The 15,848-nt window shown below is 61.1% G+C and carries 18 protein-coding genes, 1 other RNA gene and 1 pseudogene; 8 read left to right on the top strand and 12 right to left on the bottom strand.

What is annotated here, in order from left to right; genetic code table 11:
- Positions 1-80: 80 nt before the first annotated feature.
- Positions 81-680, bottom strand: a complete 600-nt coding sequence (locus tag HK26_RS01415; RefSeq protein WP_086638157.1) for a hypothetical protein — start codon at positions 678-680, stop codon at positions 81-83.
- Between the two features lie 164 nt (positions 681-844).
- On the opposite strand from HK26_RS01415, the gene HK26_RS01410 reads away from it, so the two are divergent.
- From HK26_RS01410 to HK26_RS01400, 3 genes are read left to right on the top strand one after another with little or no spacing between them, the layout of a single operon-like run.
- Complete coding sequence (locus HK26_RS01410) at positions 845-1,918, top strand: quinone-dependent dihydroorotate dehydrogenase (protein WP_086638156.1); 1,074 nt, start codon at positions 845-847, stop codon at positions 1,916-1,918.
- The gene (locus tag HK26_RS01405) at positions 1,915-2,790 is read left to right on the top strand and encodes a TIGR01459 family HAD-type hydrolase (protein WP_086638155.1); all 876 of its coding nucleotides are present in this window, start codon (positions 1,915-1,917) and stop codon (positions 2,788-2,790) included. Before HK26_RS01410 ends, HK26_RS01405 begins: the two co-directional genes overlap by 4 nt.
- A 3-nt stretch (positions 2,791-2,793) precedes the next feature.
- Positions 2,794-3,195, top strand: coding sequence for an NUDIX hydrolase (locus HK26_RS01400; protein WP_086638154.1), 402 nt, complete (start codon positions 2,794-2,796; stop codon positions 3,193-3,195).
- Positions 3,196-3,259: 64 nt separating this feature from the next.
- Here the strand turns inward: HK26_RS01400 and HK26_RS01395 are convergent, their stop codons facing one another.
- The 5 genes and pseudogenes from HK26_RS01395 to HK26_RS01375 form a co-directional block, all read right to left on the bottom strand.
- The gene (locus tag HK26_RS01395) at positions 3,260-4,075 is read right to left on the bottom strand and encodes a TIGR00282 family metallophosphoesterase (RefSeq protein ID WP_086638153.1); all 816 of its coding nucleotides are present in this window, start codon (positions 4,073-4,075) and stop codon (positions 3,260-3,262) included.
- A 33-nt stretch (positions 4,076-4,108) separates the two neighbouring features.
- A complete protein-coding gene (locus tag HK26_RS01390) occupies positions 4,109-4,693 on the bottom strand; it encodes a 5-formyltetrahydrofolate cyclo-ligase (protein WP_086638152.1) in 585 nt (194 codons plus the stop codon).
- Positions 4,680-4,835: non-coding RNA, 6S RNA (ssrS, locus tag HK26_RS01385), on the bottom strand. Before ssrS ends, HK26_RS01390 begins: the two co-directional genes overlap by 14 nt.
- Before the next feature lie 156 nt (positions 4,836-4,991).
- A pseudogene (locus HK26_RS01380) lies at positions 4,992-5,183 on the bottom strand (cell division protein ZapA); the annotation flags it as partial.
- A gap of 3 nt (positions 5,184-5,186) precedes the next feature.
- Positions 5,187-5,483: a hypothetical protein gene (locus HK26_RS01375; protein ID WP_086638151.1), complete on the bottom strand. Its 297-nt coding sequence runs from the start codon at positions 5,481-5,483 to the stop codon at positions 5,187-5,189.
- An 86-nt stretch (positions 5,484-5,569) separates the two neighbouring features.
- Here HK26_RS01375 and HK26_RS01370 point away from each other — a divergent pair, with 86 nt between their 5' ends.
- From HK26_RS01370 to HK26_RS01360, 3 genes are read left to right on the top strand one after another with little or no spacing between them, the layout of a single operon-like run.
- The gene (locus HK26_RS01370) at positions 5,570-6,055 is read left to right on the top strand and encodes a hypothetical protein (RefSeq protein ID WP_143296268.1); all 486 of its coding nucleotides are present in this window, start codon (positions 5,570-5,572) and stop codon (positions 6,053-6,055) included.
- Positions 6,052-6,966: a class I fructose-bisphosphate aldolase gene (locus HK26_RS01365; RefSeq protein ID WP_086638149.1), complete on the top strand. Its 915-nt coding sequence runs from the start codon at positions 6,052-6,054 to the stop codon at positions 6,964-6,966. The genes HK26_RS01370 and HK26_RS01365 overlap by 4 nt, the downstream gene beginning before the upstream one ends.
- Positions 6,967-7,004: 38 nt before the next feature.
- A complete protein-coding gene (locus tag HK26_RS01360) occupies positions 7,005-7,589 on the top strand; it encodes a thiamine phosphate synthase (RefSeq protein ID WP_086638148.1) in 585 nt (194 codons plus the stop codon).
- A gap of 66 nt (positions 7,590-7,655) precedes the next feature.
- Here HK26_RS01360 and HK26_RS01355 read toward each other — a convergent pair whose 3' ends face one another.
- The 3 genes from HK26_RS01355 to epmA form a co-directional block, all read right to left on the bottom strand.
- Positions 7,656-8,486, bottom strand: a complete 831-nt coding sequence (locus tag HK26_RS01355) for a fasciclin domain-containing protein (RefSeq protein WP_086638147.1) — start codon at positions 8,484-8,486, stop codon at positions 7,656-7,658.
- Positions 8,487-8,498: 12 nt separating this feature from the next.
- Positions 8,499-8,903 carry a hypothetical protein gene (locus tag HK26_RS01350; protein WP_086638146.1) on the bottom strand — a complete coding sequence of 135 codons (405 nt, stop codon included), beginning with the start codon at positions 8,901-8,903 and terminating at the stop codon, positions 8,499-8,501.
- 94 nt (positions 8,904-8,997) lie between these two features.
- A complete protein-coding gene (gene epmA / locus HK26_RS01345) occupies positions 8,998-10,023 on the bottom strand; it encodes an EF-P lysine aminoacylase EpmA (protein ID WP_086638145.1) in 1,026 nt (341 codons plus the stop codon).
- A gap of 20 nt (positions 10,024-10,043) precedes the next feature.
- Between epmA and HK26_RS01340 the strand changes: the two genes are divergently transcribed.
- Positions 10,044-11,093: a lysine-2,3-aminomutase-like protein gene (locus tag HK26_RS01340; protein ID WP_086638144.1), complete on the top strand. Its 1,050-nt coding sequence runs from the start codon at positions 10,044-10,046 to the stop codon at positions 11,091-11,093.
- A gap of 15 nt (positions 11,094-11,108) precedes the next feature.
- Here HK26_RS01340 and ggt read toward each other — a convergent pair whose 3' ends face one another.
- The 3 genes from ggt to HK26_RS01325 all read right to left on the bottom strand — a co-directional run bounded on the left by ggt (position 11,109) and on the right by HK26_RS01325 (position 14,917).
- Complete coding sequence (gene ggt, locus HK26_RS01335; protein WP_180539241.1) at positions 11,109-12,905, bottom strand: gamma-glutamyltransferase; 1,797 nt, start codon at positions 12,903-12,905, stop codon at positions 11,109-11,111.
- Between the two features lie 5 nt (positions 12,906-12,910).
- Positions 12,911-13,711: a type I methionyl aminopeptidase gene (map, locus tag HK26_RS01330; RefSeq protein ID WP_086638143.1), complete on the bottom strand. Its 801-nt coding sequence runs from the start codon at positions 13,709-13,711 to the stop codon at positions 12,911-12,913.
- Positions 13,712-13,825: 114 nt separating this feature from the next.
- Entirely contained in the window at positions 13,826-14,917 is a 1,092-nt protein-coding gene (locus tag HK26_RS01325) for a D-alanyl-D-alanine carboxypeptidase family protein (protein WP_374188201.1), read from the bottom strand.
- A 365-nt stretch (positions 14,918-15,282) separates the two neighbouring features.
- Here HK26_RS01325 and clpS point away from each other — a divergent pair, with 365 nt between their 5' ends.
- A complete protein-coding gene (clpS, locus tag HK26_RS01320) occupies positions 15,283-15,660 on the top strand; it encodes an ATP-dependent Clp protease adapter ClpS (protein WP_086638208.1) in 378 nt (125 codons plus the stop codon).
- Positions 15,661-15,848: the final 188 nt, after the last annotated feature.

Genomic DNA, 15,848 nt, shown 5'->3' with positions numbered 1-15,848 from the left:
TTAACGCTGTGGCTCTGTGAGCCGCTTGGGTCTGGTACGGGCACTGCGTAACTGGTGGCGCTGCGTGCAGGCATGGGTGTTCAGCCCGCATTGCGGGGAGCAAAGCTGTGGCGTGGTGCGGTCTGGCGCCATGAGTGGGCCATGCTCATGTCCAGATCATGCCAGCGCGCAACGGAAAGAGCGGCTGTTGCCGGGTAGGCCGCGCGGTTAAGGCCCGCCGTGGCAACAGGCTGCTGCAAGGGCCGCGCAGCATGGTGCGAGAGCCAGTAGCCTGCCCCGGCAAGGCACGCGCCCAGAGTGGTCAGGGCCGCCATCATGCGCTGGCGCAGGCGTGCAAAGGGGAGCAGGGGGCGCAGGAGAGCCTGCATATCGGTTTCCCGCTCGTTTTGCGCGGCTTCAGTGGCCAAAAGCAGGTTGTACTCTGTCTCCGTTACAGCCAGCGTGCTGCCTGCGCAAATATCCAGAGCGGGGATTTCATGTGCTGCCATATCTGTCAGCGCATCCTGAAAAGCTTGGGAGACAGCCATGAACTCCTGCCGGAAGCAGGGCAGGAACAGGCTACCCGATGCGCCGGGAGCAGCCCCACATGCGGGCGGTGCGCCAGCAAGGCGGCGGATGGTCCATAAGGTCAGACGTTCGCTGGCGGCAAGATCGGTGAGGTAGACGGGTGTGCGATGCATGACATGATCCGGAGGCAGCGCCTCCCTCCCTTGCTATCGGTCATGAAGGATCATTAAATGAGAATCACTCTTAGTTGCAAGTAAAACTTTGGCTGCAAATCGTGTGCTCACCGGTCTGTTTTTTTCTCTTTCCTTGGGGGGCAGCTTGGGGCAGTACAAAAGGCATGTCAGTGCTAGCATCCCTCTCCCTGCCGCTTGTGCGCAAGCTTGACCCCGAAAAAGCGCACGAGCTTGCCATAGATGCCCTTACGCTGGGCATTTCCGTTCCTTTCAAACGCCCAGAAGACGACCCGGCTCTGGCCACGCGTGCGCTGGGTATGCGGTTTTCCAACCCGATCGGTATTGCCGCAGGCTTTGACAAGAACGCCCGTGTGCTGCGCCCGCTGGCCCGTCTGGGCTTCGGGTTTGTCGAGGCGGGTACCGTGACCCCGCGCCCCCAGCCGGGCAACCCCAAGCCCCGCCTGTTCAGGCTGGAGGAGGACCGTGCGGTCATCAACCGCATGGGGTTCAATAATCAGGGTATAGACAGGTTTGCCGTGCGGCTTGCCCGCCTGACCCGCCCCCTGCCATCCGGGCGTGCCGGTGGGGCAGGTGTGCCGGTGGGTGCCAATATTGGCATTAACAAAACAGGAGCAGACCCCGAGCGGGATTATCCGGCCCTTGTGGCGCGGGTCAAACCGTACGTGAACTACATTGTGCTCAATGTCTCCTCCCCCAACACGCCGGGGCTGCGGGGTTTGCAGGATGCAGCAAAGCTCAAGGGTATTCTGGACGCCATTGCCGCCCGCCACCCCGAACGCCCCCCTCTGCTGGTCAAACTCGCCCCTGATCTGGAAGATGACGCCATAGCCCCTATTGTAGAGGCAGCGGTGCAGGGCGGCGCGCAGGGGTTGATTATCAACAACACCACGCTGGCCCGGCCTGCCACATTGCGCAGTGCGTACAAGGGCGAGTCTGGTGGGTTGTCTGGCCGTCCGCTGGCCACCCGCTCGCGCGATATGCTGCGTATTGTTGCCAATATTGCCGCCGGGCGTCTGGCACTTGTCTCCTGCGGGGGGATTGAGAGCGGGCAGGATATTCTCGACCGTATCCGCCTGGGGGCTGATCTGGTGCAGGTCTATACCGCCTTTGCGTATGAAGGACCGGCTCTGCTGGGGCGCCTCAAGCAGGAGATGCTCCAGAGCATGCGTGCTGCGGGGGTGGAAACACTGGACGACATCCGTGGAGCAGACCTGTGAGCGAGACCGAGAACTGGACTGTCCCGCAGGTTACCGGGCTGCTGGCCCTTGCCAGCCAGTATGATGGGTACATCATAGACCTCTGGGGTACCGTGCATGACGGGGTTCAGCCATACCCCGGCGCTCTGGAGTGCCTGCGCGCACTGAGTGCTGCTGGCAAGCGCGTTGTTCTGCTGTCCAATGCACCCCGCCCCGCCAGTGTTATTGCCACACAGCTGGAAGGGTTTGGCGTGGACCGCAGCCTCTACCACGGCGTGATGACCAGTGGGGAGGAAACACATCGCCAGATGCTGGCGCGGACAGACCCGTGGTTTGCCCGCCTTGGTAACAGGGTGCTCCACATTGGCGGTGTGCATGATCTGGGCCTGTATGAAGGGCTGGACATTGAGCGTGTGAGCGATGTGGGCATGGCGGATTTTGTCATGAACACGGGGCCGGATCTGGAGCGGGGGGTATCCACGCTGGAGCCGTATCTGCCCGAACTGCGCGCCTGTCTTGCGCGGAACCTGCCCATGATCTGCGCCAACCCTGACAGGGTGGTGGTCAAGGGGGGCAACCGGCAGATCTGTGCGGGTGCTCTGGCGGCTTTTTATGCCGAGCAGGGGGGCGATGTGCGCTGGATTGGCAAGCCGTACCCCGGCGTGTACCAGCCCGTGTTTGCTATGCTCGATGTTCCACGCACCCGTATTCTGGCAATTGGGGATGCGCTGGGGACTGATATTCGGGGCGCAGCCGCAGTTGGTGTGGACAGCCTGTGGATTTTAGGCGGTATTCATCAGGAAATGATCGGCAACGACATGGCATTGGCTACGGCCGAGGCCCGTGCCGCTGGTTTGCAGCCTACTGCGGCAGTGCATCGGCTGGTGTGGTAGCGCATGCAACCTGCCGTGGGGTGTGGGGCGTTTATCCTGCGTGATGGATGCCTGTTGCTGATCCGGCGGATGAAAGCGCCCGAGGCCGGGTGCTGGGGGCTGCCCGGAGGCAAGGTGGACCCGTTTGAAACTATAGCGGACGCCGCCATGCGTGAAGTGCGGGAAGAAGTGGGGCTGGAGCCAGAGGCCGGCCCCCTGCTTTGTGTGGTGGACCAGATTGACCGTGCAGCAGGAACGCACTGGGTTGCTCCGGTTTACATGGTGGATGCAGTGCGGGGAGAGCCCCGCGTATGCGAACCCCACAAGCATGATGGACTGGGCTGGTTTGCTCTGGATGCCCTGCCACACCCCTTAACTCTGGCCACGCAGGTTGCGGTGCAGGCGTTTTGCACACAGGCCGGGTAGTCTGCTGCGCTAACGGGCAGGTTGGTACCTGCCCGGCGGTCTGGTAATTTTGCTCGGTGTTGCCTCAGAAGTCCGGCATGGTCTGGGCAAGCAGGCCACCTTGGCGCAGGGGGGCCAGACGGCGGGCAAGGCCCGTTGCATCGTCCGTTTCCACCATAATACCGCAGATCGTGGCTTCCCCTTCGGAGGGTTGGAGCCGCTCACCGGGCATTTTGCGCACAAAGCGGGCAACGGCAGGCTCTTTGGTCATGCCGATCACGCTGTTGTAGTCCCCGCACATGCCAGCATCGGTCTGGAAAGCAGTGCCTGCGGCCAGAATACGGTGGTCGGCTGTGGGTGTGTGGGTGTGGGTCCCCACAACAAGCGATACCCTGCCATCCAGCATATGGCCAAAAGCCCATTTTTCGCTTGTGGCCTCGGCATGAATATCCACAACAATGGCCTGTACCGTGGCTCCCATGCGGTGTTTGGTCAGCAGTTCGTTCATGCAGCGGAAGGGGTCGTCCAGCGGGTCCATGAATAACCGCCCCATAACATTGACCACCAGAGCCTTGCGCCCATCGGCCAGTGCGACCACCACGCTCCCCTGACCGGGGGTTGCTGGCGGGTAGTTGAGCGGGCGGATAATGCGGGGTTCGCCGTCAATATGGCCGATCAGGTCACGGCGGTCCCAGGCATGGTTGCCCAGCGTGATCACATCCACCCCGCTTTGGAGCAGGGTGGTGGCAATGGCGGGGGAGAGGCCAAAGCCATGGCTTGCGTTTTCTGCGTTGACCACCACAAGGTCCAGCGCCAGCCGCGCGCGCAGGTCGCTCAGGCGGGCAAGCACACCATCGCGCCCGGTGCGACCAACAATATCGCCTAAAAACAGAATTCTCACGCGCTGGTCTTTCGCACGGTGCTCGGGTGTGGGTCAGCCAAAACGAATAACCTCCTTTTCGGTTACAATGCAGCTCAGGGGCTTGTCATGGGGGCCGCAAGGCAGTTGCGCCACCTCCTGTGTGGAGGGAGCATAGCCTATACTGGCGGCGTGTGGCAGGGCTGCCAGTGTGCGGTCATAATATCCCCCTCCGTAGCCAAGGCGGTTGCCGGTGCGGTCAAAGCCCAGCAGGGGTACCAGCACAATACGTGGCTCCATAATTGGGCCATCGGGGTAATGCGTGCCAAAGCGGCCAGCCAGCATGGTGGATGTTGGCACCCATTGGCGAAAAACCAGTGGTGCGCCGCGTGGAGGTGTCTGGGGGAGCACAACGGTTGCCCCAGCCTGCGCCAGCGTATGGCACAGGGGGCGCAGGTCCACCTCATGCGCAAGTGGCCATACACAGGCAATGGGGCCCGCTTCGGGATGGAGCAAAGCTTCCAGCCGCCGGACAATACCGTGGTCAAGCCGCACGTTGCGCGCGCGCAGGGCCGCTGCACACTGGAGTCTCAGTGTTTTTTTGCGTGCGGCAATGTCTGGCGGGTCATTGCTTGTGTGGGGGGTGTGCGGAGCCACCATGGACCGTGGGTCTTTCAACCTCCAGGACCTGCTAGTGCAGGTGGGCGCCGGGTAATGTGACCAGGGCCACAACAGAGCCAGCTCCCTAGGAAGTGCTTATCGGCCCAGGGGATGACTTGCCTCACGTATCGGGCAGCTCCGCCTTCTCTATGTAGGCGCGCTCTATCTCCACTGCAAGAGATTCTGCAGTGTCGGCCAGATCGGCCAGCCGGTGGTTGGTCAGGGCCAGCTCTGCGCGCAGGCGTTCGGCGTCCTGTGCGGCCAGAATTGTGCTTTCGGGCACCCGGTTGCCTGAGAGGTCCTGAATTTCGTCCGCCATCAGCAGGGCAGCCAGCACCAGCAGACGGCTCTCGCCGCTAAAGCCCAGATTGCGCACCTGCTGTACGCGGCGCTCAACCTGATGCGCCATGGCCTGAACATGGCGTTCCTGCCCGTTCTCACACCCGACAGTGTAGCTGTGGCCGTTAATATGCACCGAAACAAGCGCCATGGGTCAGTTCTCCTCCGCAGGGGGGGGCGGGAGCGTATCATGGCTGAGTGTGGAGGCGCTGGTCTGGTCCAGCACGTCGCGCACACGCAGGATCAGCGCGTCAATGTTGGCCAGCAGTTCCTGCTGGTTGGGGTTGGGGGCGGGTGGTCTTTTCTGCTGCTTTTTATCAAGAGCAAAGGAAATGCGCTGCAAGGCACGGTCCAGACGGGTGATGGACTCTTCCGCAGATGTTACGCGGGTGTGCATGCTGGCATAGCTGTTGCCTTGGGGTGAGTGCGGCTCCACGTCTTGATCCTGCATTCCTTTTCCCTTCTCTTGGGGATAAGGAATCACCTGCAAAAGCGATCGCGTCAAGCATGCTCACGGAAAACAGGCCACTTTTCTCATTGTCTCACTCGGGTATCCGCTATGTGTGTGTGTCTGGCCATGCGCAGGCGTGCATGGCCTTGCGTGCGGCTGATCAGGCGGCGTATGGCGGCTGTGTGGGCCTGCTCTCCCCCCCCGGTGCTGTGGCGTTCATGGGGGTGAGCTGGTGGCATGCCCTGATGGACGGGGTGGCAGAATCGGCCACGCGGAGCTTTGTGCACGTGCTCGATTGTGACAGTAGTCCGGCTGGGGCGCTCATGGCGTTGCGTTGTGGGCAGCAAGCTGCCATTCTGCGCCAGCAAAACCCACAATACGAGACGGTCCGGGCCTTGTACGCACAGCAAAACGCAGCACTTCTGCCACAGTGCCCGCCATCATTTAACCTTATCACGCCGTTAAGTGCCATATCGTCTCTTGTCGGGTATTTCGCCCACGGTTATTGCCAACACCAGCATCCGGAAAATAATGTGCCGGACACAAGGCAAAAGAAGGACTGTTCCACATGACGCTGACCCCGAAGGTTAAGGCTATTCTCAACCAGTATGAGAGCGATAACCCCGGTACAAAGACGAATCTGGCCCGTCTGCTTAATGCAGGCAAGCTGGGTGGAACCGGCAAAATGGTCATTCTGCCGGTAGATCAGGGGTTTGAGCATGGTCCAGCCCGCTCTTTCGCAGCCAATCCGGCCGCCTATGACCCGCACTACCACTTCCAGCTTGCTATTGAGGCCGGGCTGAGCGGTTATGCCGCACCGCTGGGTATGCTTGAATGTGGCGCCGCCACCTTTGCGGGCGAAATTCCGCTTATTCTCAAGTGCAACAGCTCCAACAGCCTTGCGACCGAAAAAGACCAGGCCGTAACCGGCACCGTGGCTGACGCGCTGCGTCTGGGCTGTGCTGGTATTGGCTTTACCATCTACCCCGGTTCTGAATACTGCTTCGACCAGATGGAAGAACTGCGTGAACTCGCAGCCGAAGCCAAGTCTGTTGGTCTGGCTGTGATCGCATGGAGCTACCCGCGCGGTCCGGTGCTGGACAAAAAGGCTGAAACCGCAGTGGACGTCTGTGCCTATGCCGCACATATGGCTGCCCTGTGTGGTGCGCACATCATCAAGGTCAAACCGCCGACCGATGTTGTTGCACTCGACGCCTGCAAACCTGTGTATGAAAAAAACAAGGTGGACGTGGCCACTCTGGCAGCCCGTATCAACCATGTTGTGCAGTCCAGCTTTGCTGGCCGCCGTATCGTCATCTTCTCGGGTGGGGAACATACCGGCACGGACAACCTGCTGGCGACCATTCAGGGTATTCATGACGGTGGCGGTTTTGGCTCCATCATTGGCCGTAACGTGTTCCAGCGCCCCAAGGCGGAAGCTCTGGCTCTGCTGGACCAGATCATCACCATCTTCAAGAGCTGAATGATGGATCAGCGCATCGTGTGGGAAAGGTAGCCGGAGTGTCGGAGCTTTATCTTGTTACGCCTCCGCTTTTGCATGCCGATGCGTTTTTGCCGGTGCTGGAACAGCGTCTGGCCCACCACCAGCCAGCAGCCCTGCTGCTGCGTCTGGGCGGTGGGCTCACGCCTGTTGCCGCCACCGACCTGATCGGGGCTATTCGCCCCGTTGTCCAGAACAGGGGCATTGCCCTGATGCTGGAAGACGCCCCCGCACTGGCCATACAGACCGGGTGCGATGGCGTTCATCTGTCCTCGGGTTATCAGGACGCCAATGTGCGCGATGTTCGTCGCCAGATCGGGGATGAACTGCAACTTGGCGTGGCCGTTGGCAGCAGCCGCGATGCCGCCATGCGTGCGGGGGAGGAAGGGGCGGATTACATCTGTTTTGCGCCAGATACCCCCGATAAGGCAGAGGCCACGCAGGCCGTGCAGGCCCTCGCCCAGTGGTGGTGCATGATGATGGAACTGCCCGCCGTAGCCTACGCCAGCACCCCGGAGGAAGCCCGCACGCTTGCTGGGTGTGATGTGGATTTTGTTATGCCAGATGCATGCTGGTGGGATGACCCCACTCCATGGGTGCTCTGAGCAGCCAGAACCCGGAATAAGGCCTCCGCCCCGCTTGTATGGGGGCGTCAGAGGCGCGCTGGTTTGTTACAGCGCACCTGCTGCTGAGGTATTGGGTACGGGAGCCGCCTGTGCCTTTGGTGGCAGCAGCAGCGCGCGCGTAAAATATAGCACACCATTGGATTGGGGAATGCCCATAACCCATAGCTGGCTGTTTACGCCATTGGGTGTGCCAACCATAATCTGATCTGTCGTCTGGTCCAGCCAGACCGTAAGTGGCTGCCCGCTCAGGGTCGGGAGCCGCAGGCTGTGGGCAGGGGCGGCATCAACCGCTGCACGCAGGGCCTTGTGTGGCCAGTTTCCTGCAACAATCGTGTACGCCAGTATGTCCCGCACCGTGTTGATGTGGGCCGGGTTGAGCAGTTGCCCCCCCATGCGCGTATTGTACTGTTCCAGTGCAGCATTGGGCAGGGCAAAAACCGTAAATGGTCCTGTCTGCTGCAAGGTGGCAAGCAGGCCGGAGCTGTCCAGCAGATGTGTGTAATCGGCCAGTTCCAGCGCACTGCGTAGTGTGTCCGGTAGCGGGCGGTCGCAGAAGGCGGGTGTCTGCGGGTTGCTATACGCTACCGCACTCTCAACCGGATTGTTGCCGGGGGTGGTGCCGGGCATGCCCCGGTACCCGTGTGTGCGGGTGCCGGAGACTGTTGGCATCATATAGGCACAGGTTGAAAGCGGAGTGATGTAACTATCCTGCCGGGCAGGGCTTTGTTGTTGACACCCCGCCAGAACACTCATGCCTGTGAGTGCCATCAGGCAGGCCACCCGCCCGCTCTGCTCTGTCAGGGAGCGTAGCGGGGCAGAGGGTGTCCGGGCAGCCATGGTGCCGTGTGTGTTGGATGGGCTGCTCAGATGGTGCATGGTGCAGATGGCCTAGCAGCCATCACCGCGCATGGTCCAGCTGATGACAAGGCCATTCACCACCTCAAAGTTGGTCTGGCAGCTGTAGGTATAAGCCGTGCCTATGCCGCCGCCCCAGCCACCCCATCCGCCGCCGTAGCCACCCCAGCCACCATAGCCCCATCCACCATCCCAGCCGGGGCCATAGCCCCATCCGCCGCCCATGGGCATGGTGTAGTCGGTCTCCTGCGTGATGTAGGCCAGAAAAGTGTGGTCCCCGGTGGTAAACTGGCGTGTGGGCACGCCAAATGTCCGGATGACATCCACGGTGGGGCGCCCGATCATGGAGTCAAGTTTGCGGCGCTCCTGCTCGCTGGGAACCTGGCAGCCGGCAAGGGCCAGAAGCCCGACCAGTAGAATTTTCTTTGCATGTGGCATGGCACGGACTTGCCTCTTGGTGGAATACGCCTTTGGTGTTCAGCGCAGGGGTGGATCATGCATCAGAACACCTGTGGAGGCTAAATGTTGCAGACTAATCCTGTATCCACAAGACATCCTGTATATGCCGCGCCCCACTGGCGAGCATGACCAGCCGGTCAAAGCCCAGTGCAATGCCCGAGCATGGGGGCATGTGGGGCAGGGCGTGGAGCAGTTTTTCGTCCATGGGCCAAGTGGGGCGGGTGGGGTAAAGGCTCTGGCGCTCGGCCCTGTCCTGCGCAAAGCGCTGGCGTTGTTCGGCGGGGTCTGTCAGCTCGTCAAACGCATTGGCCAGTTCCATGCCTGCGGCGTAGAGTTCAAAACGCAGGGCCACGCGCGGGTCGGTGGGGTCCTTGCGGGCTAGGGCAGCCTGACTGGCTGGCCAATGGGTTAAAAACGTGGGGCGTGTCCGGCCAATGGCGGGTTCGATTCGTTCCAGCAACAGGCGGAAGAACAGGTCCTCCCAGAGTTCCCCTTCACGCAGGGGGCAGCCTGCGGCTTGGGCCAGTGCCTGTGCATTGCTCTGTGTGGGCAGCAGGTCCACCCCCGCATGGCGGTGAAAAGCCTCCTCCATGCTCAGCCGTTCAAAGGGCTGGCTCATGTCCAGCGTGCAGGCGTTGCGGTGCAGGGTTGGTGGAAGGACCGCCTTGAGCAGGGCTTCGGTCTCATCCATCAGGCCGGTCAGGGGCATGCCGGGCTGGTACCACTCCAGCATGGTAAATTCCGGGGCATGCGTGGCGCTGGCCTCGCCATTGCGCCAGACGCGGGCAAACTGGAACACCGGCAGCCCGGTAGCCGCGACAATGCGCTTCATCGCGAACTCGGGACTCGTGTGCAGGAACAGGGGCTGGCGCTGGCCATCGGGCGTTTCGCGCATGGTCTGGAAAGGCAGCAGATGGACCTCTTCCCCCGGTGTGGGGGTGGCGCAGGGGGTTTCCACCTCCATGCAGCCGCGGGCCTCCAGAAAGGCGCGTGTGCCACGCAGGACCATGTTGCGGCGGCGTAAAAATGGCAGCCGGTCCCGAAGATGCTCAGGGTCCGGTGCGCCAACGGGCAGATGAGATGTTGCAGACACAGACATGGGCGGAGTAGAGGCGGTACATGTCTTCCCCGGTCAAGCCCCCTTTTGCGACCAGCCGAACGCTGCGCACCCCAGATGAACTGATTGCCGCCGGTATGGTGGCCCCCACGCAGGCGGCGGAGTTGCGGGCGGTTGCGCAACACTACGCAACAGCCATCCCCCCTGCCTTTGCAGCCCTGATGCAAAGCCCCGATGACCCGATTGGCGTACAGGTTGTGCCCAGTGCGCGCGAACTGGTGGTAACCCCCGAAGAACGTTCTGACCCGATAGGGGACGATGCCCTCTCCCCCGTGCCGGGTATTGTGCACCGCTACGCGGACCGTGCGCTGCTCAAGCCGCTGCTGGTGTGCCCGCTGTACTGCCGCTTCTGCTTCCGGCGTGAGCATGTGGGGCCAGACGGTGGGGTGTTGGATGAGAACGCCCTGCACCGTGCGCTGGAGTGGCTGCGCACGCATGAGCAGATCAGGGAAGTGATCCTGACCGGAGGAGACCCGCTGATGCTGTCCCCCCGTCGGTTGGGTGAGATTGTGGCAGCACTTTCCGCCATGGCGCATGTGAGCACCATTCGGGTGCATACGCGTGTTCCTGTGGCGGCTCCAGAGCGTGTGACGGACGCCTTGCTGGATGCGCTGGAAACAGAAAAAGCCATGTGGATGGCGATCCACGTCAATCATGCACGGGAGCTGGCACCCGCAGCGCGGGAGAGCCTGCGCCGTATTGTCCGGCGCGGCATACCCCTGCTTGGGCAGTCAGTCCTGCTGCGTGGTGTGAATGATAGCGAAGCTGCGCTGGAAGCCCTGTTCCGCACCATGGTGGAAAACCGTATGCGGCCCTATTACCTGCACCAGCTCGACCCCGCTCCGGGGACTGCGCATTTTCATGTTCCGGTAGAGGAGGGGCTGCGCCTTCTGGCCGGGCTGCGTGGGCGCGTTACGGGGCTGGCATGGCCGATTTATGTGCTGGATATTCCCGGTGGCTACGGCAAGGTCCCCCTTGGCCCGGACTATATTACCGGCGCGCATCAGGTGCGTGACCCGCAGGGGGTCACGCACAGGCTGGATCGTCTGTAAGGCAGGGGTGGGGGATTATTCCCCTATGGCCGCACCACCGGGGTGGCGGTGGTCGGAGCCGCCATAAAAGCGTGCAGGGCCGTGGCTGCTCAGGCTGGGGCCACCAACCAGAATCCCTTCGGGAATACCCCACGGTGCATGCAGGACAAAGCTGTACCCTTCCTGCTCCAGTGCCTGCTGTACCTGTGTGCTGAGTGCTCCGGCCTCCACTTCCACACTCTGGGGTATCCATTGTTCATGCAGGCGGGGCAGGTCTATGGCCTGCTGGATGTTCAGCCCATAATCCACCACGCCCAGAATGACCGACAGCACAATGGTGGGAATGCGCGACCCGCCGGGGCTGCCAATGACCATGACCGGCCTGTTTGCGCGGGAGACAATGGTCGGTGCCATGGAGGACAGCGGCGTTTTGCCCGGAGCAATGGCATTGGCCACGCTGCCGGGAATACCAAACATGTTGAGCGCGCCGGGTTTGATGGAAAAATCGTCCATCTCGTCATTCATGATAATGCCGGTATCGCCCCCCATGACCTTGGCACCAAACCAGCCGTTGAGTGTGTAGGTGGTGGAAATGGCAAAACCATGCTGGTCAATAACGGAAAACTGTGTGGTTTCTGGTTTTTCGGGTTCGGCAATGCCTGCACGTAGCGTGTCCGATGGGGTGGCGTGGTCTGTGGGCGTGTGGGCGCGCACGCTGGCAATATAAGCGGGGTCCAGCAGGCTGCTGACCGGGTTGTGGACAAAAGCCGGGTCGCCAAGGTTGCGTCGGTCGGAGTAGGCGCGGCGCATGGCCTCAATTTCGCGTTGGAGAGCGGGGGCGGAGTGCAGGCCCAGCGCGTGCATGTCATACCCGGCCAGAATTTCCAGCATTTCGCACAGGGCGATGCCGCCTGCGCTGGGTGGTGGTGCGGTTTCCACCAGCAGACCACGGTAGGAGCAGGTTATGGGGGGCAGTTCACGGGGTTTATAGTGCTCAAAATCCTCGGCCTGCAAAATGCCGCCATGCGCCTTGGACTGGGCCAGCAGGGTGGCGGCAATTGGTCCTTTGTAAAAGGCATCGGCCCCGTTGCGTGCGATCAGTTCCAGCGAGTGGGCCAGGTCTTTTTGCACCAGCCTGTCACCGGGTTGGAAGGGGGAACCATCGGGGCGCAAAAAGACTTTGCGGGCGTAGGGGTCTTTGGCCAATGCTGCGGTGGATGTGTTCAGGAGTTGCACATCGCCTTCGCCCAGCACAAATCCGTCACGCGCCAGTTTTATGGCAGGGTCCATGATGACCTGCCGGGGCAGGTGCCCCCAGTGTGTATGCACGGCCTCCAGCCCCGCAACCGTGCCGGGCACGGCAACGGCTTTCCACCCCAGAACAGACAGGTCGGGAATCACGTTGCCCTTGCTGTCCAGATACATGTCAGCCGTGGCGGCAAGTGGTGCTTTTTCCCGGAAGTCGAAAAAAATGGCGGGCTGGCCCGGTGGGCGCAGCATCATAAAGCCGCCGCCACCCAGATTGCCAGCAGCGGGGTAGACAACCGCCAGCGCATACCCCATGGCCACGGCCGCATCGGCTGCATTGCCGCCTTTGGCCAGAATACGCGCCCCGACCTCGGACGCCAGCTTCTGGGCGGAAACCGCCATGCCATGCTGCCCTGCAACCGGGGCCGCAGGGGCTACGGTGGCGGGAGTGCTCCCATAGGCCAGCGGGTCTGCAGCCGGGGCAGCCTGAGCGTGCAGGGTCGTAGCCCCGCCACCCAGACAGAGTGCCGCCAGCACCACATGACGCATGACAAGGGAGGAAAGCGTGGTGGAGGCGGCCTGCATGGAGTTTATCCTTCGGTCGGGTAGGGGGGGCAGTCGTAACCGGCGGGGGAGCGGGTAAAAATTTCATACCCGTTCTGTGTGACCGCCAGCATATGCTCGAACTGCGCAGACAGGGAACGGTCGCGTGTGACTGCGGTCCAGCCGTCTTCAAGAATTTTTACTTCGGGTTTGCCAATGTTGAGCATGGGCTCAATGGTAAACACCATACCGGCCTTTAACTTCATACCTTCGCCGGGGCGGCCGTAGTGCAGGACGTTTGGCTCGGCATGAAAAACCTGCCCGATGCCATGACCGCAAAAATCTTCCACAATGGAGTAGCGGTGTTTTTCGGCATGGCTTTGAATGGCATGGCCGATGTCACCAAGGGTTGCGCCGGGGCGCACCACCTCTATGCCACGCATCAGGCTTTCGTAAGTGGTGGTAATCAGCTTGGCTGCTTTTATGGAGACTTTGCCCACCGTGTACATGCGGCTTGTATCGCCAAACCAGCCGTTCAGCTTTGGGGTGACGTCAATATTGACAATGTCGCCTTCAATCAGCGGGCGGTCGCCCGGAATGCCGTGGCACACAACATGATTGACCGAAATACAGCAAGACTTGGGGTAGCCACGGTAGTTCAGCGGGCCGGGGGTGGCGCCGTGTTCAAGCGTATAGGCATGGATAATACGGTCCAGCTCACCCGTGGTTACGCCGGGTTTGACGTAAGGCGTAATCATGTCCAGCGTTGCAGCGGCCAACTGGCCTGCCGCGCGCAGGTGTTTGAAGTCTTCTTCGGTATGGAGAACGATACCGCCTCTGCCCGCCATTCTGCACTCCCTCATCATTGTTGGTGCTTTTGAGAAAGCAGCAAGATGAAGAGTGCAGGCCACAAAGGCAACCCGCTTTGGTTATAACGGGTAATCTGAATGAGCAGAAAATGCTCAGGTGCGGTTGTGGCTGGCGCTGCGCCGGGTCAGGCCATGGCGGATTGCGGGGGTGGAAATGGTGTGCACCTTGGCGCCAATAACCGTTGCATGGTGGCCGTGGCTTACGCTGGTAATGGCACCATGGTGGCGGCGCGGGGCGGGGGCTTCCGCCACTTCAAGTGGTGCATGCCTGTGGCTGGCGGCTGCCATAAGCAGCGTACTATGGCGGCCATGCTGGCGCTGGCTGGCGCTGGCCTGCGCCACAATAAGCGGGCGGGCAACCGGGGCCACACCTTCTGCATCAAACCCATGGTCAAGCTGGTTGGCCATAACCAGTGAGCGCTGGGTGTTGCTGGACGCCCCCATAACCACCCCAACCAGACGCACATTGCTGCGTATGGCGGAGGTTACAAGGTTGCGCCCTGCCTCTTGCGTATAGCCTGTCTTCATCCCGTCTGCTCCGGCATAGACCTTGAGCATGGGGTTGTGGTTGGGAATGAAGCGGCCATGGAAGCGGAAGGCGGGTGTGGCAAAGTAGTGGTAATACTCGGGAAAGTCCGCAATCAGGCGTCGGCCAAGAGTGGCAAGGTCCCGTGCCGTGGTCATCTGGTCGGGGTCCGGCAGGCCGGAGGCGTTGCGGAACACGGTCTGGGACATGCCAAGTGCATGGGCCTGCTGGGTCATCATGGCGGCAAATTGCGGCTCGCTGCCACCACCAATCAGTTCACCCAGTGCGCAGGCGGCATCGTTGGCGGATTTGGTGACCAGCGCAAGGACGGCCTGCTCAACACTCAGGCGTGACCCCGGGACCAGCCCAAGTTTGGACGGCTCCATGGTGGACGCATGAATGGAAACCGGGACAGACTGATTAAGGGATATGGCCCCCGCGCGCAGGGCGTTGAAGGTCATATACAGGGTCATCAGCTTTGTCAGGCTGGCAGGGTAGCGGCGCAGGTCCGGATCGGTCTGGGAGAGAACGGTCCCGGTGTTGGCATCCATAACAATGGAGCTGATCTGCCCGGCATACTGGGCATGGGCCTGCCCGGCCCCTGCAAAAGCACCAAGGGTTACACCAGCAAGCAGTGTTGCCCACCGACGTGCACGCAGGTTTTTGGGGTTATTGCCACATGCTGGCCTGTTGTGTTGCCCTGTCCGCCGTAACGCTGCTTTGTCTGCCACTGCTACCCCCACCTGTGCCGTATGGAGCACTATTCCGCCTACTGTTGGGAATCGCAAGAGCATGGCGGTAAAAAACTGGAGGCCCTGCACATGGAATCCGTATGGGGCATGTCTGGGACCTCTTTGTGTCATGTTGGGCCAGTATGCGGCATAAATATGGCACAGTGTGGGTCTATACGGGTATGCATCCGCCCTAGTCTCGTTCCGCCACCTTTTATTGTGCTTTGGCTTTGCCAATATGGTGGTAAGGAACACCTCAGTTTTTCCACCCCTGCCTTTGGAGTTTGGTTGCCATGGCCGCGTTTCATTTTCCTGTTCTGCATACAGGCAACGGGCCGTCGCGGCGTGATGGGGGGATGGATTCGGACCGCGATGATGCGGAAATTGGCGTGGTGGTGCGCTCAAAGCCCAAAACCCGCAAACCCGCCATGTATAAAGTGCTCATGCTCAATGACGATTACACACCCATGGAGTTTGTGGTGTACGTCCTTGAGCGTTTTTTCCAGAAGAATCGGGAAGAAGCGACAGACATCATGCTCAACGTCCACCGCAAGGGTGTGGGCGTGTGTGGCGTGTTTACCTACGAGGTGGCGGAGACCAAGGTCTCTCAGGTCATGGACCTTGCACGCCAGAACCAGCACCCCTTGCAGTGCACCATAGAAAAAGACTGAAGCACAGGGCACGGCCTTAGTCGCGGTGCCAATGCCATGCCTGAGGATGAGGCCGCGTCTTTTTTGCGGTTGAGGCAATCGTGCAAAAAGCGCGAAAAACCAGCATTTCTGTAGAGCGTGAGAACGAAAAATGCGTGAGCGCACGTTTTTTGCGTGGTTATGACTCGCATTTCTTGTCGAAGCGGCCA

It is taken from the genome of Acetobacter okinawensis, from assembly GCF_002153655.1.
Classification (GTDB): Bacteria; Pseudomonadota; Alphaproteobacteria; order Acetobacterales; family Acetobacteraceae; genus Acetobacter; species Acetobacter okinawensis_A.
This window is presented reverse-complemented; position numbering and strand designations above follow the sequence as displayed.